Annotated in this window: 20 protein-coding genes; 9 read left to right on the top strand and 11 right to left on the bottom strand. The window is 55.8% G+C overall.

The features are described from left to right. The first annotated feature begins 323 nt into the window (after window positions 1-323). From BV494_RS22510 to BV494_RS22490, 5 genes are all read left to right on the top strand, one after another. Window positions 324-2,192: a beta-glucoside-specific PTS transporter subunit IIABC gene (locus BV494_RS22510; protein WP_104925034.1), complete on the top strand. Its 1,869-nt coding sequence runs from the start codon at window positions 324-326 to the stop codon at window positions 2,190-2,192. Then, window positions 2,189-3,604 (top strand): glycoside hydrolase family 1 protein, encoded by a 1,416-nt coding sequence (locus BV494_RS22505; protein ID WP_104925033.1) that lies wholly within the window; start codon window positions 2,189-2,191, stop codon window positions 3,602-3,604. Before BV494_RS22510 ends, BV494_RS22505 begins: the two co-directional genes overlap by 4 nt. Before the next feature lie 21 nt (window positions 3,605-3,625). Continuing rightward, complete coding sequence (gene licT / locus BV494_RS22500; RefSeq protein WP_104925032.1) at window positions 3,626-4,465, top strand: BglG family transcription antiterminator LicT; 840 nt, start codon at window positions 3,626-3,628, stop codon at window positions 4,463-4,465. Window positions 4,466-4,938: 473 nt separating this feature from the next. Then, window positions 4,939-6,591, top strand: a complete 1,653-nt coding sequence (locus BV494_RS22495; RefSeq protein WP_104925031.1) for a methyl-accepting chemotaxis protein — start codon at window positions 4,939-4,941, stop codon at window positions 6,589-6,591. Window positions 6,592-6,649: 58 nt separating this feature from the next. Further along, a complete protein-coding gene (locus BV494_RS22490) occupies window positions 6,650-6,973 on the top strand; it encodes a hypothetical protein (RefSeq protein ID WP_104925030.1) in 324 nt (107 codons plus the stop codon). 73 nt (window positions 6,974-7,046) lie between these two features. On the opposite strand, the gene BV494_RS22485 is transcribed toward BV494_RS22490, so the two are convergent. Next, the gene (locus tag BV494_RS22485) at window positions 7,047-7,937 is read right to left on the bottom strand and encodes a LysR family transcriptional regulator (RefSeq protein ID WP_104925029.1); all 891 of its coding nucleotides are present in this window, start codon (window positions 7,935-7,937) and stop codon (window positions 7,047-7,049) included. A gap of 246 nt (window positions 7,938-8,183) precedes the next feature. Here BV494_RS22485 and BV494_RS22480 point away from each other — a divergent pair, with 246 nt between their 5' ends. The 3 genes from BV494_RS22480 (at window position 8,184) to BV494_RS22470 (ending at window position 11,676) form a co-directional block, all read left to right on the top strand. Further along, window positions 8,184-9,377, top strand: coding sequence for an MFS transporter (locus tag BV494_RS22480; RefSeq protein ID WP_226790128.1), 1,194 nt, complete (start codon window positions 8,184-8,186; stop codon window positions 9,375-9,377). Between the two features lie 77 nt (window positions 9,378-9,454). Further along, complete coding sequence (locus BV494_RS22475) at window positions 9,455-10,483, top strand: alpha/beta hydrolase (protein WP_104925028.1); 1,029 nt, start codon at window positions 9,455-9,457, stop codon at window positions 10,481-10,483. A 176-nt stretch (window positions 10,484-10,659) separates the two neighbouring features. Beyond that, window positions 10,660-11,676, top strand: a complete 1,017-nt coding sequence (locus BV494_RS22470) for a sensor domain-containing diguanylate cyclase (RefSeq protein WP_104925027.1) — start codon at window positions 10,660-10,662, stop codon at window positions 11,674-11,676. Between the two features lie 51 nt (window positions 11,677-11,727). Here BV494_RS22470 and BV494_RS22465 read toward each other — a convergent pair whose 3' ends face one another. The 8 genes from BV494_RS22465 to BV494_RS25925 form a co-directional block, all read right to left on the bottom strand. After that, entirely contained in the window at window positions 11,728-12,465 is a 738-nt protein-coding gene (locus BV494_RS22465) for an amino acid ABC transporter ATP-binding protein (protein WP_104925026.1), read from the bottom strand. A gap of 9 nt (window positions 12,466-12,474) precedes the next feature. Then, on the bottom strand, window positions 12,475-13,230 hold the full coding sequence (locus BV494_RS22460) for an amino acid ABC transporter permease (protein WP_104925025.1): 756 nt from the start codon (window positions 13,228-13,230) through the stop codon (window positions 12,475-12,477). Window positions 13,231-13,234: 4 nt separating this feature from the next. After that, window positions 13,235-13,930: an amino acid ABC transporter permease gene (locus BV494_RS22455; RefSeq protein ID WP_104925024.1), complete on the bottom strand. Its 696-nt coding sequence runs from the start codon at window positions 13,928-13,930 to the stop codon at window positions 13,235-13,237. Window positions 13,931-13,980: 50 nt separating this feature from the next. Beyond that, the gene (locus BV494_RS22450) at window positions 13,981-14,730 is read right to left on the bottom strand and encodes an SDR family oxidoreductase (protein WP_104925023.1); all 750 of its coding nucleotides are present in this window, start codon (window positions 14,728-14,730) and stop codon (window positions 13,981-13,983) included. A 118-nt stretch (window positions 14,731-14,848) separates the two neighbouring features. Then, window positions 14,849-15,646, bottom strand: a complete 798-nt coding sequence (locus BV494_RS22445; RefSeq protein WP_104925022.1) for a LamB/YcsF family protein — start codon at window positions 15,644-15,646, stop codon at window positions 14,849-14,851. Continuing rightward, window positions 15,643-16,083: an acetyl-CoA carboxylase biotin carboxyl carrier protein gene (locus BV494_RS22440; protein ID WP_104925021.1), complete on the bottom strand. Its 441-nt coding sequence runs from the start codon at window positions 16,081-16,083 to the stop codon at window positions 15,643-15,645. The genes BV494_RS22445 and BV494_RS22440 overlap by 4 nt, the downstream gene beginning before the upstream one ends. 139 nt (window positions 16,084-16,222) lie before the next feature. Continuing rightward, window positions 16,223-17,146, bottom strand: a complete 924-nt coding sequence (gene nac / locus BV494_RS22435) for a nitrogen assimilation transcriptional regulator NAC (RefSeq protein WP_104925020.1) — start codon at window positions 17,144-17,146, stop codon at window positions 16,223-16,225. A gap of 73 nt (window positions 17,147-17,219) precedes the next feature. After that, entirely contained in the window at window positions 17,220-17,384 is a 165-nt protein-coding gene (locus tag BV494_RS25925) for a hypothetical protein (RefSeq protein WP_192938209.1), read from the bottom strand. A gap of 130 nt (window positions 17,385-17,514) precedes the next feature. Here BV494_RS25925 and BV494_RS22430 point away from each other — a divergent pair, with 130 nt between their 5' ends. Further along, window positions 17,515-18,717, top strand: a complete 1,203-nt coding sequence (locus tag BV494_RS22430) for a pyridoxal phosphate-dependent aminotransferase (protein ID WP_104925019.1) — start codon at window positions 17,515-17,517, stop codon at window positions 18,715-18,717. An 88-nt stretch (window positions 18,718-18,805) separates the two neighbouring features. Here BV494_RS22430 and BV494_RS22425 read toward each other — a convergent pair whose 3' ends face one another. Next, window positions 18,806-19,792, bottom strand: a complete 987-nt coding sequence (locus tag BV494_RS22425) for a 5-oxoprolinase subunit C family protein (protein ID WP_192938215.1) — start codon at window positions 19,790-19,792, stop codon at window positions 18,806-18,808. Window positions 19,793-19,803: 11 nt separating this feature from the next. Continuing rightward, window positions 19,804-20,514 (bottom strand): 5-oxoprolinase subunit PxpB, encoded by a 711-nt coding sequence (gene pxpB, locus BV494_RS22420; protein WP_104925017.1) that lies wholly within the window; start codon window positions 20,512-20,514, stop codon window positions 19,804-19,806. Window positions 20,515-20,516: the final 2 nt, after the last annotated feature.

Below are 20,516 nucleotides of genomic sequence, written 5' to 3'. Positions count from 1 at the left end.
TGCGCATTATTCAAACAAACGTGACCGGAGGCAAGGAGAGGGAACGTCCAAAACTAGACATCAAAGAGTGATGTAAGAAATCCCCCCGGTAATGGCTGAAAAATTCGTGATGTCTCTCCCAAAATGGATTTTCCGCGCTTGCCGCAGGCACCGGCCTGTGGCGATACTCCGCTGGCAACGGGTTACGACCGGTTGCGACGCATTTTTATTGAGGCGTGTTACTGCTCAGGCAGGCAAGACCAAAATAAGAATGCACTTCTCTTCAGGGGAGGTGCATTTTCATTTTGGTCTTTTTTTTTGCTATTTTTCACCGGGGAAAACCAATGGATTACAAACAATTAGGTATTGAAATTTTGGCGCATACCGGGGGCAAACAGAACGTCAGCAAACTGACGCACTGCGCCACCCGTTTACGGTTGGAATTTAACGATGACGCGAAAGTGAATGCGAAAGCCATCGAAGCGTTGCCGGGCGTCATCAGCGTCGTGGAGCGCGGTGGGCAATTTCAGATCGTGGTCGGCAATAATGTGCAGCAGACATTCCGCGCTATACAAAAAGAGATTGGCGCACCTGGCGGACGACCGGCCGGGCAGCAAAAGCAGAAAGCCAAAGGCGGGATTATTTCGCAAATCATCAGCGTGATTTCCACCACCTTTACGCCGGTTATCCCGGCCATTACCGGCGCGGGGATGATCAAAGCGCTGCTGGCGATTCTGAAACTGACCGGTGTGATGAGCGCAGCCAGCCCGACGTACCATCTGCTGGATACCATTTCTGACGCGGCGTTTTTCTTCCTGCCGGTGCTGCTGGCCTACGGCGCGTCCATCAAATTTGAATGTAACCCGATTCTGGCGATGACCATCGCCGGGGCGCTGCTGCACCCGAATCTGGCGCAGATGATGGCGGCGGGCACCGCGATTGATTTCATCGGTATTCCGGTACGGCTGGCCGATTACGCCGGTTCGGTGCTGCCGATTATCTTCACGGTCTGGCTGATGTCGTATGTCGAGCGCTTTGCCGAGAAAGTCTCGCCGACGATGATTAAATTCTTCACCAAACCGATGATCATCTTACTGGTGACGGCACCGCTGGCGCTGGTTGTCGTCGGGCCTTTCGGGATTTTCCTCAATGACGTTGTCGCCAGCGGCGCGGCGATTGTTGACCATAAAGCCAGCTGGCTGATCCCGATGTTAATGGGCGGATTGCAGCCATTCCTGGTGATCACCGGCACTGCGTGGGCGATGACGCCGATTGCGACAGGACAGCTCAGTAAGAATGGTTTTGAAATGATTAACGGGCCGGGAATGCTGGCTTCCAACATTGCGCAGGGTGCGGCGACATTGTGCGTGGCATTCCGCACGAAAAATAAAAATTTACGTCAGCTGGCGTCGTCGGCGGGTTTTACCGCGCTGCTGGGGATCACGGAGCCTTCGCTGTATGGCGTGACGCTGAAACTTCGCCGTCCGCTGATTGCGGCCATGATCGGCGGCGGATGCGCTGGCATCTACGCCGGGCTGAGCGGGCTGGTGCGTTACGCGTTCGTTTCGCCGGGGCTGGCGGCGTTACCGGCGTTTATCGGCGAAAATCCGATGAACATCGTCCATGCGCTGGTGACTTGTGCGATTGCGATTGTGGTCACGTTTGCCCTGACCTGGATTTTAGGGTTTGAAGATCCGGTTGAAGACGTTGAGGAAGCGGAGGATGCTGCGCCGGTTGCCGGTTTGCCGCAGGAAATCGTCAGCCCGCTGGCCGGTGAGTTAGTGGCGCTGGATCAGGTAAGCGATGACGTCTTTTCTCAGGGATTGTTAGGCAAAGGCATCGCGATTATTCCGCATGAAGGTTTGTTGCGCGCCCCGGTTGATGGCGAAGTGGTGACGTTCCTGCCTTCACGCCATGCCGTGGGCATTCGCGGTGACAATGGCGTGGAAATCCTGATGCACATCGGTATTGATACCGTCAATCTGGGCGGAAAGCATTTTACCTCCGCGCTTAAGATTGGCGATCGGGTGAAGGCGGGCGATGAGCTGGTGCGTTTTGATATCGCCGCGATCACCGCGCTCGGTTACGAAATCATCACGCCGGTGCTGGTGGTCAACAGCGAAGAATATCCGCAACTGGAATGCCGTCAGGCGGGTACGGTCAATTTTGGTGAGCCGGTCATCACATTGAATGCCGCTAAGGAGAACGTATGATTTTTCAGACGCTGAAAGGCTTTCCGAAAGATTTTCTGTGGGGCGCATCAACGTCGGCCTATCAGGTCGAAGGGGCATGGAATGAAGACGGTAAAAGTCCGTCAGTCGTTGACATGCTGGTGCATCCCGAAGAAGCCGCGGATTTCACCGTTGCCAGCGATCACTATCATCGTTTTCGGGAAGATGTGGCGCTGTTCGCCGAACTGGGGCTGAAAGCCTACCGGTTCTCCGTGGCCTGGACGCGTATCCTGCCGCATGGCACCGGCGAGGTGAATCAGGCCGGGCTGGCGTTTTACCAGCAACTGATCGACGAGCTACTTCATCACGGCATTGAACCGGTGGTGACGCTCTATCATTTTGATCTGCCGTATATTCTGGAGCAGCAGGGCGGCTGGTCGAACCGGGCAACCATCGATGCCTTTGTGGAATATGCCGGTGTGCTGTTTACGGCTTTTGGCAGCAAAATCAAATACTGGCTGACCATTAATGAGCAAAACACGCTGATCTTGCATCCGGGGGCGGTCGGTATGCCCGAGGGCGGCGAGTTACCGTCGAAGCAAGTGCTGTATCAGCAAAACCACCACATGATGGTGGCGCAGGCGCGGGTCATGGCGTTGTGTCACCAGCGTTGTCCGGCCGGAAAGATTGGTCCGGCGATTAACACAACGTCGATGTATCAGGAAACCTGTCATCCGCTGGATGCCATCGCCGCCCACAACTGGGAAACGCTGCGGTGCTGGAGTTTTCTGGATGTTGCGGTGCATGGCCGGTATAACGCGCTGGCATGGCGGTATCTGGAAGATCGCGGGCTGGCACCGGTGATGGCGGCGGAAGATGCGGCGCTTTTATTGCAGGGCAAACCGGATTACGTGGCGATCAACTATTATTCAACAGCGACCATTGCCGCCAGCCGGGGCGACGCGTCGGATGTCAGCGCACGGGCGGGCGATCAGCAAATCATGCTGGGTGAACCGGGCGTCTATCGCGCGGCAGAAAATCCGTTCGTGGATAAAACGCAGTATGGCTGGGTGATTGATCCGGTCGGGTTGCGCCTGACGTTGCGTAAAACTTGTGAGCGTTATCACCTGCCAATATTGATCACGGAGAATGGTATTGGCGCGCCTGATACATTGCAGCCCGATGGAACAGTTAATGATGATTACCGCATTGAATTTATGCGCCAGCACGTTGAGCAGATGCAGATGGCGATCAACGACGGTGTCGAGCTGATAGGATACTGCCCGTGGGCGGCCATCGATGTGGTCAGCACGCATCAGGGATATGCCAAACGCTACGGGTTTATCTACGTCAACCGGGGTGAAAAAGACCTGCTGGATCTGCGGCGGATCAAAAAGAACAGCTTCGGCTGGTATCAGCGCGTAATCGCGTCAAACGGCGAACAGCGCGCATAGAAAAGGTGTATGGCTGAGAAGATGAAGGTCATTAAAGTCCTCAATAATAGCCTGGTGCTATCAACGGATGACGATAACCACGAAGTTATCGTCATGGGCAAAGGTATTGGCTTTGGCAGCAAACTGGGTGACGTTCTCGACCCGGCCAGCATTGAGAAAATCTATGCCGTACAAAATAACCAGAAAGGCCGTGAATACCTGCGGCTGATCGAAGACACGCCGGAAGTGCATCTTGAGATTGTGCAGATGATCCTCAGCCTGGCCAGTGCCGGGCTGAAAGGGCGGATCAACGAGCAGATTTTTTTCACGCTGGTCGATCACATCAGTTTTGCGATTGAGCGTTATCACAAAGGCATCAGCATTCAGAACCGGCTGCTGTTCGAAGTGAAACGCTTTTATCCGCAGGAATTCGCCGTGGCGGTGCAGGCTCTGGCGTACATCAACCAGCGTTTGCAGATCCAGCTTCCTGAAGAAGAAGCGGGCAATATTGCGTTTCATCTGGTTAACGGTCAGACCGATGTGCAGAACATGGAACACACGCTGCTGGCGGTGAAAATGCTGAAGGATATTTTCAATATCATCCAGTATCACTTTCGCATCACCATCAATACGGAATCCCTGAACTACGCGCGTTTTCTGGTTCACATGCAGTTCTTCATCCAGCGGATGGTAGAAAAACAGCAGGTGGTGTCAAAAGATGACTTCATTTTTTCGCAGGTGATCCGGGAGTATCCGCACGTTTACCGCTGCGCCTTGCTCATCCGCGATTACATCAAAAACCTGCTGGAAATGGAGATGTCCAATGATGAACTGCTGTACCTGGTCATCCATCTGACGCGCATTACCGATCAGGACGAGTGAGCGGTTTTGCCTTCGTTTATTCCTCCATAAAACGTTCAATTTTCTGTCAATGAGTCTGGCATTACATCCAGACTCATTTGTTTAACAATACATTTACTTTTCTTATGGATCTTTCAGTCTTTCCTTCAGACCGGATTTTGCGCTTTTTCTTTAGAACGAAATCGAAGCGTCTCCTGCGATCGTAATCTAACCCAATCCTGTAAAGCGATGCCGGATCCTGACGAACAACACGTCAGCCTGAGTCCGGTGAGAACCCGCAATTTTTTGCAGATGAATGATTAATTTCAGAAAGGGTTAAATGAGCAGATTTTCTTGATGAGTTACGTCATTTTGAAAATTTAACCTCAGTTGATTTAACGTAAATTATTGAATTAGATCGTTTTAATTAATGTTTGGGTAAGGCTTGCCGATATTCTCCTTTTACCCCCTGCCTCATTTTTAGTTGAGCAGGACTTACAATTCAGGGAGATAAAATGAACATAACCCAACGTCTTTTGCTTACGTTTACACTGCTTTCGGCAGCGCTCATTGCGCTGGGCATTGCCGCCATCATGCTCATTTCGGGTTTTCAGTCCCGGTTTGAATATGTTCAGGACAACGCCATCCCATCAATAAAAGACCTCAGCAAACTTATCGAACAGAGTAATCAACTCTCGCTGACGCTCTACAAACATCAGAGCCAGACGGACAACACCAAAATGCCGCCGGTTGAGGCGCTTATTCAGCAGCAGATTGAAACCCTTAAATCTCAGACAAAAAACTACCTTGAGCACGACATCTCGAGTGATGAGGATGAGCGGCTGACCCATGTGGCGTTTGACAATATTCGTAAAGTTGAAGAACAGCTGCCTGCGTTTTTAGCCGCGTCGCGCTCGCATGAAGATGATGTCACGCTGGGGCTTATCGAAGGGGACAAGGGCATCGGGGAAGCGATCCGCCAGATGGTCACGAACTATCAGAAACAACTGACGCTGAATATTGAGATTGGCGAAGCGCTGCGGGCGACTAACGGTACTATTTTCCAGGAAACCCTGTGGGGCATGGGGATCGGCGTGACGCTGACCATTTTACTGCTCGGTTTGCTGGCGCTGACGACGATTTTACGGGTGCGCAAAAGCCTGCTCGCCATCGGCGATATCATGAAGAATGCCAGTGATAATCTCGATCTGACCGTCAGCGCGGATACCCGCCGTCTCGATGAAATCGGCACTATGGCGCAGGCCTTTAACCATCTCATGCAACGCGTTTCTGCCGCCTTGTTGTCCGTGGGTGCCGCGTCGCAGTCTGTCAGCAGTGCGTCGGCACAAATCGCGGCGGGCAATGAAGATCTCTCTTCCCGCACCGAGCAACAGGCCGCTTCCCTTGAAGAAACCGCTGCCAGCATGACGCAACTCAGTGAAACGGTGCGCCAGACCGCAGATAACACCCGTCAGGCCAGCCAGCTGGCCGGAAACATGAGTACGCTGTCGGAAAAGAGCGCGTCATCACTGGAGAAAATGCTCGGAACGATGGGGGATATCCGCAGTAGTTCGCGCAAGGTGACCGAAATTATCACCCTGATCGAAGGCATTGCTTTCCAGACCAACATTCTGGCCTTGAACGCCGCCGTTGAAGCTGCACGCGCCGGGGAACACGGCAAGGGATTCGCCGTCGTGGCGGGAGAAGTCCGAAATCTTTCGCAGCGTTCCACCCTTGCGGCGCGGGAAATAAAAGAACTGCTCGATATTTCCTATAATCAGATAGAAGCGGGTGCCGATCAGGCGGGGGATGTCGGGGAAAACATGAACAATATGAGCACTACCATCCGGCAGGTTACGGATTTGGTGAACGAAATTGCGGCCGCCGCGCTCGAGCAAAGCCAGGGGATTTCACAGGTGCATCAGGCCGTTAACCAGATGGATGACGTGACGCAGCAAAACGCCGCGCTGGTTGAAGAAGCCTCCGCGGCTTCGCGATCTTTACAGGAACAGGCCAACAGTCTGGCGCAGCTGGTGGGTGAATTCAGAGTCAAAGGCTCCGCGCCGCGTTCTCCGGCGCAGTCCCCGCAGGCGCAGATCCCACGCCTGAACGGTGAAACGAAAGCATTGAAATCTGTCACTGATGGCCCGAACTGGGAAAGCTTTTAATGCCGCGTAAAAACGGGCAGACCCAAAGCGAACCCGCCATTAACGAGGGAGGATCCCGATGGACCTTACGCAAGAACCGGCTGAGCATCTGATAAAACATAAGGCTCTGATCGACATTTTTGAGCAAATGATTGCGCTGGTGAATCAGCTGGCGGTGGGGGAATATCACTCGCTGGATCTGTATCTCAATAATTGCCGGCATTTCAGTCAGCGCAGTCAGGAAGCGCAAAAGATATTGGCCGAACCCTCCTTCGAACACTATCTGATGCGAAATGACATTGTCCTTTTTTACAGCATTAACAGTGTCAACATGGCCTTCGGAATGATGACAAATCTTCTGGAAAACATGAATAAGCTGGTGGCAAACGACCAGGTGCAGTGACGCGTTTAATCATCGCGTGCAGTGTCTTTTAACGGGAAAGGTGACCGCGTGTTCGGCCACCTTTTCTTCATGATCAGCCGCCCAGTTTCAGCGCGTCCATCACCAGTGAAAACGCCGGGGAATGCTGTTTCCGGCTCGGGTAGTAAAGGTAATAGCCCTGAAACGGTAAACACCAGGTCTCCAGAACGCGGATCAGACGCCCTTCATCAATATGCGGTTCGAATTCTTCCTCCGGCAAAAAGGCGATCCCCAGCCCGGTCAGCGCGGCTTCCACCATGTGCGCGGAAGTATTAAACGTCAGTTGTCCGTTCACCCGCACGTTGACCGGCCCGTCGTCATTATCGAATTCCCACACGTAAAGCCCGCCGGATGTGGCCTGACGCATATTCATGCAGTTGTGATGCAGCAAATCGTGGGGCGTTTCGGGCCTGGGATGCTGGTCGAAATACTCGGGTGAGGCGACGGCGGCCATACGCAGTGGCCCGGTAATCGGCATGGCGATCATGTCTTTATCAATCGTATCGCCCAGACGCACGCCCGCATCAAACCGGTCAGCGACGATATTGCGGAACCCGTGGTTGGCATCAAACTCCAGCCGGACATCCGGGTATTTTCGCAATACCGGTGCGAGTTTCGGCAACAAAAGCGCGCTGAGAATATTCGGGCCACAGGTGATGCGCACCGTCCCGGCAGGTTTTTCGCGCATTTCCGTCAGCATGTCCAGCTCCGCCTCAATTTCATCAAAACGGCTGCCAATTGCCAGCAATAAACGCTCGCCCGCCGCCGTCGGCGACACGTTTCGCGTGGTGCGCGTCAGTAAGCGGATATCCATACGATTTTCCAGCGCTGTAATGGTCTGGCTTAATGCCGGCTGCGTGATACCCAGTTGCGCCGCCGCACGGGTGAAACTGCCTTCGCGGGCCACGGTCACAAATGCCATCAGGTCATTAAGATTACGTTTCATCGAACATTCCGCCTCTTGGTCATACTATTTATAAGCAGGGCTTATAAGCCTATTAAGGATTCATTACCTAGTCAGAATATACCTGCCGTGTAGAATTTCAGGCAAGCCAAAACACAAAATCAGCGGATTATTTTTCTGCTGCATTCTCCGGTTAACGTGATGTTTTATCAGTTTTTATTCCCGTGAATAAAGACCGGTCCCGGCTTGCCAAAAATTCATCCTGCAAAAAATTAAAAAGGGTAATGCGTGACGACAATCATTGAGAACCCTGTAGCGAACCGGCAGCCCGTGGCGCACTGGAACGGCATCTGGGCGATAACGATGTGCGCCTTTGCGCTGGTGGCGTCGGAGTTTATGCCCGTCAGCCTGCTGTCACCGGTTTCACAGGATCTGGGCGTCAGCGAAGGGCTGGCCGGGCAGGGGATCGCCATCTCCGGCGCGCTGGCCGTGATCACCAGTTTGCTGCTGCCGCGACTGGCGGGGAATATCAACCGCAAACATCTGCTTTTAGGACTGACGCTGCTGATGGCGTTTTCCGGTGCGGTGATTGCTTTTGCGCCCAACTATCTGACGTACATGGCGGGCCGCGCACTGATTGGCGTGGTGATCGGCGGATTCTGGTCGATGTCCGCCGCGCTGGCCATCCGGATGGTGCCGCTGGAGAAAGTGCCGCGCGCCCTGGCGATTTTCAACGGCGGCAATGCGCTGGCGACGGTGGTGGCTGCACCGCTGGGCAGTTATCTCGGCTCCGTGATGGGCTGGCGTGGCGCATTCTTTTGCCTCGTGCCGGTCGCGCTCGTCGCCTTTATCTGGCAGATGATCAGCCTGCCGTCGATGGCTCCTGGCGTTCGTGAAAAAGGCACGGGAAACCTCTTCCGGTTGTTGAAAAATCCGCTTGCGGCAACAGGGCTGGTGGCCTGCGGTGTTTTCTTCATGGGGCAGTTTGCGCTGTTCACATATTTGCGCCCGTTTCTTGAAACGGTCACGCGCGTCAACGTGGAAACCTTGTCTCTCATTCTGCTGACGCTCGGTGTTTCCGGGTTTATCGGGACGCTGCTGATCGGCACGTTCCTGAAGAAAAACTTCTACCTAACGCTCATCGCGATCCCGCTGATGATGGCCGTGATAGCTGTAACGCTGATGCTCTCCGGCCATGTTCTCTGGCTCGTATTCACCTTACTGGGCCTCTGGGGCCTGGTGGCCACGGCGGCACCCGTTGGCTGGTGGTCGTGGGTGGCGAAGACCTTCCCCGACAACGCGGAAGCCGGGGGCGGGCTGATGGTTGCCGTCGTGCAACTCAGCATCGCGCTGGGCTCCACCACCGGCGGCCTGGCGTTTGACCACACCGGCTGGCAAAGCACTTTTGCCCTCAGCGCCGCACTGCTGGCGCTGGCTTCCTGCCTGGCATGGGTGACATCCCGCCGGGATAACGCGGCGTAACGCACAACAAACGTAATTCACTGATTCACCGGGCGAACTGCCGCCTGTTTTTGCCACTCTCCATCAAGGATATCGCTATGAGAATGCTGTCTATGTTACTGGGGCTGTTCATCAGCTCGTTCGCGGCAACCGCTGCGGACATGTCAAAAGGTGCGGATAATTTTTATAAAAGTGACAATGTCACCCAGCAAAAAGTGACGTTTAAAAATCAGTATCAGATGAACGTCACCGGCAACCTGTTTATGCCCAAAGGCATGGATCAGAACGCTAAAAATCCGGCGATTGTTATCGGTCATCCGATGGGCGCGGTGAAAGAGCAAAGCTCGAATCTGTACGCGCAGAAACTGGCCGAGCAGGGTTTTGTCACGCTGGCGATTGATATCTCTTTCTGGGGTGAAAGCGAAGGCAAACCGCGTAACGCCGTTGCGCCGGATATCTATGCGGAAGATTTCAGTGCCGCCGTGGATTACCTCGGGACACGTCCGTTTATCGACAGAAACCGCATCGGCGTATTGGGGATTTGCGGCAGCGGCAGCTTTGTGATCAGCGCGGCCAAAATCGATCCGCGCATGAAAGCGATTGCGACGGTGAGCATGTACGACATGGGTTCCGCCAACCGTCACGCGCTGAATAATTCGTTAACGCTGGCGCAGCGTAAGCAGATCATCGCCGACGCCGCCGAACAGCGTTATACCGAATTCACCGGTGGCGCAACCCAGTACACCAGCGGCACGCCGGATAAAATTGACGAAAACTCCCCGCCAATTGCCAAAGAGTTTTATGATTTTTACCGCACGCCGCGCGGCGAGTTTACGCCAAAAGGAACAACCTCAGCGCTGACCACGCACCCGACGCTGACCAGCAACGTGAAATTCATGAATTTCTATCCGTTCAACGATATCGAAACGATTTCACCGCGCCCGATGCTGTTCATCACCGGCGACCAGGCGCACTCCAAGGAATTCAGTGAAGACGCCTACAAACGTGCGGGCCAGCCGAAAGAGCTCTACATCGTTCCCGGTGCCGGTCACGTTGATCTCTACGACCGTACCGATCTGATCCCGTTTGCCAAACTGACCTCTTTCTTTAAAGAGAACCTGAAGTAAAACTATCGGGTATTACACAGCAAACCGCTCTCTGGAGCGGTTTTTTATGCCTAAAACCGGCCGGGCAATGGCCGCCGTGGCAGGGGGATTACTTCATCAGGAACTATGTTAAAATGCGCGGATCCGGGGCACCCGCCAGCAAAGCCAATTATTAAAAGAAAGGTTTATTCTGAGTCATGTCTGACAATCTTATTGAGCGCATTTCGAGTGCGTTAGAATCTGAATACACGCTTGAAGGACTCGTTCGACAACTGCTCGAAATGCTTGAGCTGGTGACCAATATGGAATCGACGTATCTCACCCGCATTGAACCGGAAGGCGACTTCCAGCACATTCTGTTCTCCCGCAACACGAAAAGTATGCAAATTCCCGAAGGGCTTTCCGTTCCTTGGGGCGATACGCTGTGCAAGCGCGCGCTCGACGAAGGCCGCCGTTATACCTGCGATGTCGCCAGTATCTGGGGCGATTCCGAGGCGGCAAAAGCGCTGGGGATCATGACTTACGTGAGCACGCCGGTGACGCTGGTGGACGGTTCGCTGTACGGCACGCTGTGCGCCGCCAGTTCCGAAAACCGCGAGCTGTCCGAGCGCAGCGAACAGGTGTTGCAGCTTTTCGCGCAACTGATCGCCCAGCAGATTCAGAACGAACAACTGCTGAAAAAGCTGCAAGAGGCGAATGCCGCGCTGACCGCCGTCAGCCTGACCGATGAACTCACCGAATTACCCAACCGCCGCGCGGTGTTTGAAACGTTGCCAGCGCTTTTCGATCGTGCCGCTGACAAGGCGAATTATGTTCTGGTGGCCTTTGCCGATTTAGATGATTTCAAACAGATCAATGATGTTTACGGGCATGAAACGGGCGATGATTTTCTGTATGCCATCGGGCAAAGGCTGAAAGCGGGCGCGGCGGAAGGGGAAATTCTCGGACGAGTGGGCGGTGACGAATTTATCGTGGCCGGAGAAGGGCCATCCGGCTTTGACGACGCGCAGCTTGCGGCGGAGGCGTTTAAAACCCGTCTGCGCAATTTACTGACCGGCCAGTACAAACTGCATTCCTGTACGCTGGATTACGCGGGGCCGAGTATCGGCGCTATCGCGATTAATCCTGCGCTGGTGAATCCGGATCAGGCGCTGCATGAAGCCGACCAGGCGATGTATCTGGATAAGAAACAGCGAAGAACCAAAACCTCATAAAGCGGGGTCTTGCGCCTTGGCGTTTTACCGCAAAGGCGCAAGACCAGCCCGTCAGTTGTGATGCAAATCGCTCAAAAACTTCTGCGCACGGGCGTGCTGCGGGCGCGTGAAGAAGTTCTCCGGCGTGGATTTCTCCAGAATTTTCCCCTGATCCATAAACCAGATCGTGTCCGCCACTTCGCGGGCAAAATTCATTTCGTGCGTCACGCACATCATGGTCATGCCTTCCCGCGCCAGACCGCGCATCACGTTCAGCACTTCACCGACCATTTCCGGATCCAGCGCTGACGTCGGTTCATCAAACAACATCACCGGCGGCTTCATGGCTAACGCACGCGCAATGGCGACGCGCTGCTGTTGTCCGCCGGAAAGCTGCGCCGGATAGGCATTGGCTTTGTGCGACAACCCGACGCGTTCCAGCAGTTCGCCCGCGTGCTGACGCGCGTCCTGACGCTTCACGCCGAGCACTTTCACCGGCGACATCATGATGTTTTCCAGCACTGAAACGTGCGGGAAAAGGTTGAAGTTCTGGAACACAAACCCGATGCGCGTGCGCAACTGGTTCAGGCGCGTGCTGGTGCCGTGAATGTCCATGCCATCAAACAAAATCTGGCCTTCTTCGATCGGCTCCAGCCGGTTGACGGTGCGGATCAGCGTTGATTTGCCCGAACCGGACGGCCCGCACACCACCACCACTTCACCGCTTCGAACTTCTGCACTCAGATCGGTCAGCGCCTGGTATTCGCCATACCATTTATTGACCTGATTAAATAAGATCATCGGTCGCATCGTCGTTCCTTATTGTGATTGAGTCTTGGTCAGCAGCATCGCCTGCGCCACATTGTCCGCGTCTGGCACGCGGTTCTGCCGTTTGCGCGTAATGCGCGCTTCCAGCTTATTGGCGAGCCACGTCAGGCTGAAACAGATCAGGTAATAGCCCATCGCGACAATCGCGAAAACCTGAAACGGCTTGGTCAGCAGCTGGTTGTTCACCTGACTGGCGGCAAAGGTCAGCTCCGGCACGTTAATCACGTAACCGAGCGTGCTGTCTTTAATAATCGAAACCAGCTGGCTGACCAGGCTTGGTAGCGTGTTGTACAACGCCTGCGGCAGAATAATCAGGCGCAGCGTTTTGAAATAACTCATGCCCAACGCGCGTGCCGCCTCGTACTGGCCGCCCGGCAGCGCCTGAATGCCGCCGCGCACAATCTCGGCGATATAGGCACTTTCATAAATCACCAGCGTACACAGCATGGTGCTGAATCCGCTGATGTTGTGGCCGATTAACAGCGGGACGCAAAAGTACGTCCAGAACACCACCATCAGCAGCGGAATACCGCGCAAACCGTAGACCCAGCAGGCGGCAGGCCAGCTCAGCCAGCGGAACGGCGACAAACGCGCCAGCCCGAGCAAGACCCCCACCGGCAGCGCAAACAGCACGGCCAGCACGGAAATCAGCAGCGTACAGAGGATCCCGCCGAGCGGCCCCTGCGGGTATTGTCCCATCAGGAACAGCATCCCGTTGTCGTGCAAAATCGTGAACATTTCGAGCATGGGATTACCTCGCGTAAACCCGCTGGAACCGGCGGGCCAGCAACGCACCGGCACCCATCAGCAGCAGAGAGAAGAACAGATAACCGGCAGAGGCCACCAGATACGATTCGAAAGTGCGGAACGTCTGGTTTTCAATATCACGGGTCACGTAAGTCAGTTCAGCCACGCCAATGACCATCGCCAGACTGGTGTTTTTGAACAGTAAAACGGTGTGGTTAAGCAGCGACGGCAACGCGTTGCGGATGGCCTGCGGCAAAATCACCGAACGCAGGGAGCGGGTGTAACTCATGCCCAGCGCGCGTGATGCCTCGGTTTGCCCTTCAGGAATAGCGCGTAAACCGCTGCGGATGTCTTCGGAGAAGTACGCCGCCTGACACAATCCGAGCGCAAACATCGAGAACAGGAACTCGGCGTTGAAATCGTTAATCCACATCTGCACGGATTCCGGCAGCAGCGTCGGAATGGCGAAATACCACATCATCAGCTGGATAAGCGTCGGCACATTGCGGTGATACGACACATATGCGCGGACAAAATATTCGGCGGCGCGTTTGTGCGTCAGCCGGATGACGACCAGCAGCAGGGCAATAAACATCGCCAGCAGCCAGGACCCCAGCGCCAGCTTGAGGGTGACAACCATTCCATCGACGATCATCTGTCCGAACTGACCGGTCAGGACTTTGCTGAAATCGAGCGTCATCGTATTTTCACCCTCCTGAATGGTTGAACTGTCGGTTTATAAGGATAAGATCACAGGCTCTCGCCGGGGCGCATGGTGGAAAGGCCACCGGGCACCTGCAACGTCGGAGTGATTTCGATGTTGCCGATGTTCACGGCAATCGGCGCAGACACGGCAAACGCCACGCAGTCGGCGATATCTTTGGCTTCCGGCAGTTCAAAACCGTCAATGAAGCGGCGGCGGGCGTCTTCGTGATCGCCGGAAACGTTACCGAAAATGTCCGTCGCCACGCGGCCGGGGCAGATTTCGGTAATGCGCACACGTTTCCCGTAGCAGTCAACGCGCAGCTGGCGCGAGAGGGCGTGAACCCCGGCTTTGGTGGCGTGATAAATCGAGTTGCCGCCGAAGTTATAAATCGCGGCAATCGAGGTGATATTAATGACGTGGCCGCGATCGCGTTCCATCATGCCCGGCACCAGCAGGCGGCAGAGATGCAAAACGGCGCGCAGATTCACGTCCACCTGCGTATCCACCGATTCTTCATCGGCGTTCAGGATCGAGCCGGGGCGCGAAACACCGGCGTTGTTCACCAGAATGTCCACGCTGATTTCGCTGCACAGGCGCGTGACGGCGTCGAGATCGCTGACGTCGAGCGCGTGCGGAATACAGCCGGTGCGGGCGGCGAGGGCGGCCAGCTGATCGGCGCGGCGTGCGACGGCGTGAACCGTGATCCCTTCCTGACACAGACGTTCGACAATGGCTTCACCCATTCCGGCCGATGCGCCGGTCACCAGCGCGGTTTTGTAATCTGAAAATGGCATTGCGACTCTCCTGTTAAACCCCCGGCTCCGTCATGTTCTGCCGGTGGGTGTTTTCTGACTGTATCCAGTAATTCTCAGACGGTATAAGACATAAACCGTGTGAGGCGATAAGCGGGACTTATAACAGCGCGTTTTCCCGCGCCAGCAGGCGGCGTTGCTGGCCTGGCGGCATCAGCGCGATGCCCATTTCGGCAATAATTTCCCGCAGCGTATGCACCATTTCGAGGGATTCCGGCGTATCGCCGTGAACCAGAATCGAGGTGGCGGCAACCGGCAACGTCACGCCATCAATACTTTGCACCGTGCCTTCGCGCAGCAGCTGGCGGATGCGTGTGCGCACCTGCTCTTTGTCATGAATCACCGCGTCCGGTTTCGCCCGGCTGACCAGCAGCCCGTTGCTTTCATACGCGCGGTCGGCGAGAAACGTGCAAATCACCGGCAAATTCAGCTCCCGCGCCATACGCTCGACGGCGTTGCCGGGCATTGTGCTGATGATCATCTGTGCATCGAAATCCTTCACCGCCTGCAATAACACACGCGCCAGCTGAGCGTCTTCGGAGACCATATTCCCCAGCGCGCCGTGAAAACTCATGTGCGTCAGCGGGTAATCCGCCGCTCTGGCAAACGCAGAAAGCGCGCCGAGCTGATAGGTGACGTAATGTGCCATGACCTCCGGTTCGATGTGCATCCGGCGGCGGCCAAACCCGGACAAATCGGGGAACCCGACGTGCGCGCCCAGATCCACCTGATACTTTTTCGCCAGCGCGACGGTTTTCGCCATAATCACCGCGTCCCCGGCGTGAAACCCGCAGGCCACGTTGGCGGAGGTGATCAGCGGCATCAGCGCGGCGTCGTCGGCAATGAGGTAATCGCCAAAGCCTTCGCCGATATCGGCGTTTAAATCGATGTATTTCATGCGGCCAGCTCCTCGCGGCGTAACGTGAAAATCGCCGCGCCGTATTCCACGCAGTCACCGTCTTTTACGCAAAGGGACTCCACCACGCCCTGTACCGGACTGCGCAACGGCAGGTAAATCACGCCGACTTTCAGCAGGCCAAGCAGCGCGTCTTTCCCGACTTTTTCGCCGGGCTGAGTGAACGGAATTTTGCTGAGCGGATGCTGTAACAGCACGATGCCGGGGAACGGTGCGCACACCGCGTCGGGAGCGGTCAGCGCGGGAAGCGCAGGCGTTGCTTCGGGCACGCGGCCCGGCAAAACAGCAGGGGAGACTGGTGCGTATTTCATGCTGACCCGGAAGCCGTTTCCGCGCAGTTCAATCTGGCTCAGGCCGGACTTGCGCATCTTCTGTGCGACAGAGCGCAACTCGCTGAGTGCTGGTGCTTTTTTTTCCATATCCATCCCGTCGAAGAGAGAGTGTCCCCGCGCAATAACGACGACAAACGACCCGCTGTGCGGGCGGTAAATGCACTCTATCGTGTCACTGCGGACGTCAGGAAAGAGGATTTCGCTTTGCGGTAATAAGGTGTGCTTATTACCCGACCAGCGTCAGGGGCCGGTTATCCACCGTGCGGCTGGCCATCAGCGACAGCAAAATCGCTTTGACCGCTTCGGCGGGTTGGGAAAGCGGCAGATGGTCGGACATACAAAATGATAATGCGGCCTGAATGTTCGGTTTATCGATTTTCGCCATCCACGAACCGGAGGCGTTGAGCATCGCACGGGCGGCAGATTCCGGCATGATCGTGCAGCCTAAACCTGCGGCCAGCGCGGCATTGAGGGTAGTTTGTGATTCAATTTCGCACTTCACGCGGTATGTCACTTCTTCATGGATAAACGCGTCGTCGATGACTTTGCGCATGATGTTATAAATGCGCGGCAGGAACAGATCGTACTTCGCCACCTGCGCCAGACTGACGGATTTCAGGGGTTTACTCAGCGTATGCGGGCATACGAAATACAGATCTTCTTTCATCAGCGGCATAAAGCGCAGCCCGTGAATTTCGCGGTTGCCGTAAATCACCGCCATATCCATCCGGCCATTCATGATGAGTTCGCTCAACGTAGTGCCGAAGTTCTCATTGAAATACAATACGATGCCCGGATATTGCCGGTGGACTTCTTCCATCAGCGGCAACGCCAGCTGTTGTGCGGCGGTGCCCGGTGCCAGCCCGACGGAAACGCTGCCCGACAGCGCCAGCGCCGAGCCATCAATCGCGCTCTGCGCCTGATCGCACTGGCGCAAAATGGCCTGCGCGTGGATATACAAAATCTTGCCCGCTTCGGTCGGCGTCACGCCGCGTTTGGTGCGGATCAGCAGTTGCTGATTCACTTCGCCTTCCAGCGTGGCGAGTTGCTGGCTGAGCGCAGGCTGCGCAATGTGCAGGATATCTGCGGCCTGAGTGAGGCTGCCCACATCGACAATCTTGATAAAATATTTAAGGCGGCGGAGATTCACGATGGCATCCTCATCACGGAAACAGGTGCTGTTATAAGTAATGTGTATGAAGCAAGATGAGTGCCAACACGCGTTAACCCGCTGATTTATGCCCGAACGCCGTTTTTTCCTCTGATTTCAGCGCCAGTTTGCTCACGGCGTAGCCGGATATTTTCGGCGTTTGCGTCGCCCCCCGAATAATGCCAATCCCCGCCTGCACCGCATCGGTGCAAATTGCCTGATTTGGGCGTTCAGCCATTGCTTTGTGTTATGTCACCACAACAAAGCGCTATTGGTCGGCGCGGCCCGTTCCTCATTACTCTTTCCCCTGTAGTGCCTCATCGCTGTCCGTCTTTTTACGCTCGATAAAACATTGGAACCCCAGGACCATGCCTGATATCGCCGATCGCTTAAAAAATGTCTCTGTTTCAGCCTCCGTCACCATGACGCAAAAGGCCCGCGACCTCGCCGCCGCAGGCGTGAACGTCATCGCGCTTTCCACCGGCGAACCGGATTTCCCCACGCCTCTGCACGCCACGGAAGCGGCCTATGCCGCCGCACTCGGCGGCGATACCCGTTATCCGCCGACCGACGGAACTCCGGCGCTGCGTGCTGCCATCGCGCGTAAATTCCAGCGCGATAACAATCTGGATTACGACGTGAGCCAGATCCTTACCGCAGGTGGCGCGAAGCAAATTATCTTTAACGCGATGCTGGCGACGATCAATCCGGGCGATGAAGTGGTGATCCCCACGCCGTCGTGGATCAGCTATGCGGATATCGTCAAATTTGCGGGCGGTATTCCGGTGCCGGTGGCCTGCCCGGAAGAGAATAATTTCAAGCCGTATCCGCAGGACATCGAAGCGGCGATTACCCCGAAAACCAAATGGCTGCTGCTGAATTACCCGAGCAACCCGACCGGTTCCGTGGCAACGCGCCAGGAATTGCAGGCGATTGGCGAAGTGATGCTGCGCCATACGGAGGTGTGGATCCTGACGGATGATATCTACGAACACCTGATTTATGACGACGTGACGTTTTACACGCTGGCCGAAGTGGAACCGCGTTTGCTCGATCGCGTGCTGACGGTTAACGGCGTATCGAAAGCCTATTCCATGACCGGCTGGCGTTTAGGTTTTTGCGGCGGCCCGAAAGATCTGATTAAAGCCATGAGCAACGTGAACACGCAAAACAGCGGTGGCGTCACCACGCTCACGCAGGCGGCAGCGGTCGCGGTACTGAATGGCCCGCAGGATTTACTGAAAGAGCGCGCCGAAATTTACCGTCAGCGCCGCGATTACGTGCTGGAGCGTTTAACCTCCGTGCATGAACTGCGCTGCCATAAGCCGCAGGGCGCGTTTTATCTGTTCGTGAACATCGAAGGCTGTATCGGGAAGACCACCGCAGGCGGGCGTTACATCAAAAATGATGCGGATTTTGTGCTGGCGCTGATCGAAGAAAAACACGTCGTCACCGTACAGGGCGCGGCCTACGGGATGAGCCCGTACTTCCGCCTTTCCTACGCCACCAGCATGGAAATCTTGCAGGACGGCTGTGACCGGATCGCGGAGTTTTGTGCAGGGCTGAAGTAACAAGATCTGAGTTCAGACGATAAAAAAACGGGCCTTTTTCGGGCCCGTTTTCTGTTTCATCCGTTCTCTGTTTCATGAGGAGGGGAATTTAAAACCCCATTACCGTTTTCACCGGCATCACGTTATCGCGCAGACGGGTGAACCACTGGTTGATCTGGCTTGCGACAGCAATGGCTTCCCGCGCATCGCTTTTGACCAGCCGGATGCTCTGGCCGGGCTGAACCTGCGCCAGACGCCATAAATCCTCTTCGATAATGCCCGCGATTTTTGGATAGCCTCCGGCAGTATTGGCGTCTGCCAGCTGAATGATTGGCTCACCCGCGGGCGGAACCTGAACGATGCCGGGAATTAATCCGTAGGAGCGCATTTCGATGACTTTCGACGGCGTAACCGGCGTGCCGGATAAGCGGTAACCGGTGCGGTTGCTGTGCAGGGAAACTTTCCACGGCTGCGACCAGAAGCGCGGCAGATCGGCCTCAAACAGCGCATATTCACCGGCAGGAATGGCGCGCAGCTGCACCAGGCCTTCAGTGCTGGTCGGGAAGACGTTGGCCAGTGCGATCTCCGGTGGCTCGATACCCATGCCTTGCGCAGGCAAAGACGATGCGAAAGTTACGCCCGCCGCAAGACGATCGTTTTTCGCCAGCGGTCGCCCGTCTGTTCCGCCGAAACCGCCACGCAGGGCGGTGCTGCGCGAACCCATGACGACCGGCACGTCAATGCCGCCCGCGACGCACAAATAGCTGCGCGCACCGGAACGCGGGAACTGCATTTCCAGCTCCTGCCCGGCGCGGACGGAACAGGCCCACCAGGGCGGAAGATCTGCGCCATCGAGCTTCGTGCGGCAATCCGCGCCGGTAACGGCAATGCTGGTATCGGCAAGAAAGCGGACTTTAAACGGGAACATCTGCACTTCTATGCAGGCGGCGTTTTCGTCGTTACCCAGCAGGATATTGCCCGCGCGAAACGCCAGCGGATCCATCACCCCGCTGACGGACACGCCGATATCCCGAAAACCGCTGCGGCCCGCGTCCTGAACGGTATTCAGCGGGCCGGTTTTCACTATTTCAATCACAGCTTGTTGGGTCACAGTTCTATCCTCTCTGGCAGAAACCGCACGCTGTCACCCGGTGCCATCAGCGCGGGATTTTCAGCACGCGGGTCAAACAGCGTCAGTTCGGCGAATCCGATGGCGTTCCAGCCGTTTGGCCCGGTGAGCGCGGAAACGCCGGTTTGCGCGCCGCCGATGGTCACGGTGCCTTTGAGCATATTGAGCGAGGGGACTTTTTTACGCGGCGTGGCGAGAGACGGATCCAGCCCGTGGAGATAGCCAAAACCCGGCGCGCTGCCCAGTGAAAACACCGTGTAGCTGCCCTGAGAGTGGCGGCGGATGACCTCGCGCGGCGAAAGCCCGGTATGCTGACAAACGGCATCCAGATCCGTGGCGTGTTCGCCGCCGTAAATCACCGGAATTTCAATCAGTTTGCCTTGCGGATGAACCGCCTGCGCCTGTTCCCACGCGGCGACCAGGAGGGCGAAGGTGGCGTCGTAATCTTCCGGTGTCTGTCGAAACAGCACCAGCAAATTGGTGACGCCGGGGATCAGCGATTCGACGTCATCGCGTGCGCGCAACGTGGCCGCCAGCGACCAGATACGGCGCTGCGCGGGCAGGTCGAAATCCCCCGGCGCTTCAATCAGCCACGCACGGCTGCCGATGGTGGAGATTTTGACGTTGTCGCCCTGACTGGCAAGAATAAAAGAGGCGCGGGAAGGCGCCTCGTGCGACACAAGGGTCATCG

Origin of the sequence: Rahnella sikkimica (assembly GCF_002951615.1) — a bacterium.
GTDB classification, from domain to species: Bacteria; Pseudomonadota; Gammaproteobacteria; order Enterobacterales; family Enterobacteriaceae; genus Rahnella; species Rahnella sikkimica.
This window is presented reverse-complemented; position numbering and strand designations above follow the sequence as displayed.